Genomic DNA, 3,430 nt, shown 5'->3' with positions numbered 1-3,430 from the left:
GGTGACGTTGAGGTCGGCCGCCTGCGCCGGCTGGCGGCGATCGCCGCCCCTGGCGCCGCGGGCGCCGGAAAAGGCATCGCCGAAGATCTGGCTGAAGATGTCGCTGTTGCCGTCGAACGGATCGCCGCCCGGGCGCCCGGCGCGGAATTCGAAATGCGCGCCGCCCGGGCCTTGCTGACGGCGGAACCCGGCGAACGGGTCGCCACCGGCCGCGCCTTCAAAGCCCTGGAATTTCGGCTTGCCGTCAGCGTCGATCTCGCCGCGATCATAGGCGGCGCGCGTCTTCTCGTCGCCGACGATCTCGTAAGCCTGGTTGGCGGCGGCAAAACGGTCCTTCGCCTTGGGATCATTCGGATTCTGGTCCGGATGATATTTCTTGGCGAGCTTGCGGTAAGCCGATTTTATGTCCTTCGCCGATGCGTTCTTGGCAACGCCCAGCACCTCATAGGGGTCGCGCATACTTCCTGCCTGCTAGAGATTGGATTTGTAGTCGCCCCCTATATGCGCTCGCATAGGAAGAAATTCCAGTAGCGCAAGGGCAATTAGCGCGTGAAACTCAGAGCGCCAAAATCAAAGCGCCTTGAACTCCTGCATGCGCCAGCCGCCAGCGCCGGCCAGGCACAGCTCGCCCTTGTAGAGGGCAACGCCGTCGAAGCTCTCGCGCGTGGCGCTGAAACGGCGGCAGGTCAGGCCGCCGTCCTTCAGTTCCACCAGTTCGGTGATCGCGCCGCGCGAGCCGGTGCCGGCATTGGCCCATGGCACCGTCTGGCCGCCAAGCTCCTTGATGTCGGCGGAAGAAACCGCGTTGCCGATGGTGGTCTGGTCGGAGTCCTGGTCGGAGACAGCCGGGGCGGCAGGCGAGGACGGCGCGCTGGAGGTGATGATCGAGCGGTCGACCTCGGCCTTTTGCAGGCTGAAGCCGCCGGCGCCGCAAGCGGCAAGTGGCAGCGCCAACGTCAGCAGCGCAGCCTTGGCACTGGCCGAAGCGATAACGCTCCATTGCCCGCTGTCAAAAGCTTGCGCGATACGCGACAATCGGCGAACTCCTCCCGCAATGTTAAAAATTTGGAAAACTATGAACGAAACCGAGTTAACAAGCAGTGACTTCACCGAAGCGGCGGAGCCGTTCCGGCTCTTCGCCGCATGGCTGGAGGACGCAACCAAAAGCGAGCCCAACGACCCCAACGGCGTCGCTCTGGCGACCGTCGACGCCGACGGCATGCCGGATGTGCGGATGGTGCTGCTCAAGGGGTTCGACGAAAAGGGGTTTGTCTTCTACACGAATTTCGAGAGCGCCAAGGGCCGCGAGATTCTTGGCAGCATGAAGGCGGCAATGTGCTTCCACTGGAAATCGCTGCGCCGCCAGGTGCGCGTGCGCGGGCCGGTGGAGATCGTCAGCGATGCCGAGGCCGACGCCTATTACGCGACAAGGCCGCGCGGCAGCCGCATCGGCGCCTGGGCCTCGAAACAGTCGCGGCCGCTGGAGAGCCGTTTCGCGCTGGAGAAGGCAGTGGCCGAATACACGGCGCGCTACGCCATCGGCGATATCCCGCGGCCAAAACACTGGTCGGGCTTCCGCATCGTGCCGCGGACGATCGAGTTCTGGCACGACAGGCCGTTCCGCCTGCATGACCGCGTCGTGTTTTCACGCAATGCAGCCGGCGGCTGGGACAAGACGCGACTCTATCCCTGACCTCGAGGCGGGAGATCAGTCCTTCTCGAGCTGAAACAGCAGGAAACGCGGCCGTTCGCTGGCGACGCTGACGGCTGGGCGTACGGACTTCGTCGCTTCCTTCGGCACCAGGAACGTCTCGCGCAGGTTGAGCGTGTCGCCGCTCCTGGCGCCCGAGAAGATCGCCGAGATGCAGTTGCCGACATTGTCGGGGGTTTTCAGCGAGACGATCGAGGTCGGCGACCAGCGCCGGCCGTCCTTGTCGACCAGCACGATCTTGCAGCCGAGCCAGAGCTTCTGCAGGTCCGGATTGCCGATCTTGACCTGGAAGTCGGCCAGCACCGGCACGGAGTCCGGCGGCAGGTTCGACATGCCGAAAGCGCCGCGCAAATCGGTCAGCTTCCAGTCGCTGCCGCCGAACTGCGCGCTCTGGCCCCAGGCGACACGGCGTGGGAACAGATCGTTGTTTCCAAGCAGCGTCTTGACGCTGTCATAGGCTTCGACAGCCAGGGCGAGCGGGATCAGGAGCGTGAGCGACCAGAAGCTGCGGCGGCGCCATTTCCGCTCGCCTGCCCTATTGTCCTGATCCAAAGCCTGTGCCGTCATTCGCTCTCTCAGAGTGGCTCAGCCATATCCAGCGTATCGACCGTGCCGCCGGGCAGGCCGTCCGCCGTGATCGTCACCGGCCCAAGCGAGATCTCGGCCTGCGAGTCCAGCGCCGCCACCAGCTTCTCCGAAATGAGCAAGGTCGCGTTGTTCGCCTGGTCCGGCCGCACTTCGAAGATCAGCCTCGCCTTCCTCGGCAGGCCGGGATCGACCGCAACCGGCAAAAGCCCGTTCATGAAGGACAGCCGCTCGGTCTGGTCGTAGGTAAGACCGGTCGGCCCACGCCAGGACGCGACGGAGACCGCGGTCGATTCTGCCCGCGCCGCGAACGCGACCGTGACCACGGCCCAGACGCCGCCGGTGGTCAGCACCTTTTGTTGGCCGAACTGGTCGACCTTCAGCTTGCGGGCGAACTCGATCTTTTCGGCGTGGACCTCGAAGGCGCGCCCGACGACCGTGTCGCCCAGCTTGCCGCGCGCCGGGATCGGCCCGATTAGGTCGCCATAATGCGGCTTCGATATCTGCAGGCCATAGCAGAACACCACGGCGAAAAGCAGCAGCACGATGTTGGCCGATTTTCGCATCATGGGCCCATCATGGCTGGATATCCGCGCCGGCGGGTCCGGCGCCGACGGGAATGGTCAGCGTGCCGGCCGGCGTGGGATTGAACCAGCCCGGCAGGCCGTAGAGGTTGTCGCGCGGCTTGTAGGCCTTGCGGATGACGGTCAGATGGAAATTTGCCGGTACGGCCGCTCCGTCCGGCAATTGCCAGATATAGGCCATGCGCTCCGGCATGCCGGGATGCAACTCGGGCGACATGGTGGAATCGCGCGTCAGCACGATGAAGGGTTTGGTCGCCGGATCGACCACCGTCGGGCCCGCCTGCAGCACGTCGAAATAGTCCTTGGTGGATTTTGCCGTGCGGTTGGTCATCTCGACCTCGAGCACCAGCGCCTTGCCGCCCGGCTTGAGCAATGTCCCGTAAGCGTATTTCTCCGCGGTGACATAGGCCTTCAAGGGCCGCAACAGCCACTCGCCTGTGTCGATCTGGCTTGCCGGCGCCAGAACCGGCAACGGCTCATGCCTTGCGCCGAAAGCACCAAGCACGCCGGCAACGGCGATTGCGGCCGCCGTGCCGATACCGGCGAGGGT

General features: G+C 64.7%; 6 protein-coding genes. 1 reads left to right on the top strand and 5 read right to left on the bottom strand.

All coding sequences use genetic code 11. From position 1 onward, the window contains the following. Positions 1 to 459 (bottom strand): DnaJ domain-containing protein (locus EOD07_RS27365; protein ID WP_164772579.1); only part of this gene is annotated, 459 nt, incomplete at its 3' end. A 111-nt stretch (positions 460 to 570) separates the two neighbouring features. Next, positions 571 to 1,035, bottom strand: coding sequence for an RT0821/Lpp0805 family surface protein (locus tag EOD07_RS27360; RefSeq protein ID WP_127237617.1), 465 nt, complete (start codon positions 1,033 to 1,035; stop codon positions 571 to 573). Between the two features lie 40 nt (positions 1,036 to 1,075). Here EOD07_RS27360 and pdxH point away from each other — a divergent pair, with 40 nt between their 5' ends. Then, positions 1,076 to 1,693: a pyridoxamine 5'-phosphate oxidase gene (gene pdxH / locus EOD07_RS27355; RefSeq protein WP_127237616.1), complete on the top strand. Its 618-nt coding sequence runs from the start codon at positions 1,076 to 1,078 to the stop codon at positions 1,691 to 1,693. Between the two features lie 15 nt (positions 1,694 to 1,708). Here the strand turns inward: pdxH and EOD07_RS27350 are convergent, their stop codons facing one another. From EOD07_RS27350 to EOD07_RS27340, 3 genes are all read right to left on the bottom strand, one after another. Beyond that, positions 1,709 to 2,278, bottom strand: a complete 570-nt coding sequence (locus EOD07_RS27350) for a hypothetical protein (RefSeq protein WP_127237615.1) — start codon at positions 2,276 to 2,278, stop codon at positions 1,709 to 1,711. Positions 2,279 to 2,286: 8 nt separating this feature from the next. Next, on the bottom strand, positions 2,287 to 2,865 hold the full coding sequence (locus EOD07_RS27345; protein WP_127237614.1) for a hypothetical protein: 579 nt from the start codon (positions 2,863 to 2,865) through the stop codon (positions 2,287 to 2,289). A gap of 7 nt (positions 2,866 to 2,872) precedes the next feature. Then, on the bottom strand, positions 2,873 to 3,430 hold a 558-nt coding region (locus tag EOD07_RS27340; protein ID WP_127237613.1), incomplete at its 5' end, for a hypothetical protein.

Source organism: Mesorhizobium sp. M2C.T.Ca.TU.002.02.1.1, from assembly GCF_003997225.1.
The sequence above is the reverse complement of the archived record's forward strand: the minus strand, read 5'-3'. Positions and strand labels throughout refer to the sequence as shown.